Here is a 364-nt window from a genome sequence, read left to right on the forward strand (position 1 = left end):
GGTGTCCGGGTAGTGGGCGTCGATCTCCTTGCGCACCCGCTTGAGGAAGTCATGGGTTGCGGGAAGGTTTTCGCAGTTGGTGCCCTCCTGCGCGTACAGGTAGGGCACGGCGTCGAGCCGGAAGCCGTCGATGCCCAGGTCCAGCCAGAACCTCAGCGCGGAGATCATCTCCTCCTGCACGGCCGGGTTCTCGTAGTTGAGGTCGGGCTGGTGGGAGAAGAAGCGGTGGAAGAAGTACTGCTTGCGGACCGGGTCGAAGGTCCAGTTCGAGGCCTCGGTGTCGACGAAGATGATCCGCGCGTCGGCGTACTGCTTGTCGTCGTCGGCCCACATGTAGTAGTCGCCGTAGGGCCCGTCCGGGTCT

Annotated in this window: 1 protein-coding gene; it reads right to left on the minus strand. The window is 64.0% G+C overall.

Translation table 11 applies throughout. The annotated features are described in order from the left end of the window. Positions 1 to 364 (minus strand): alpha-amylase family glycosyl hydrolase (locus tag ICC28_RS40165; protein ID WP_262928535.1); only part of this gene is annotated, 364 nt, incomplete at both ends.

The sequence above is a fragment of the Streptomyces sp. TRM68416 genome, assembly GCF_014596915.1.
GTDB lineage: Bacteria > Actinomycetota > Actinomycetes > Streptomycetales > Streptomycetaceae > Streptomyces.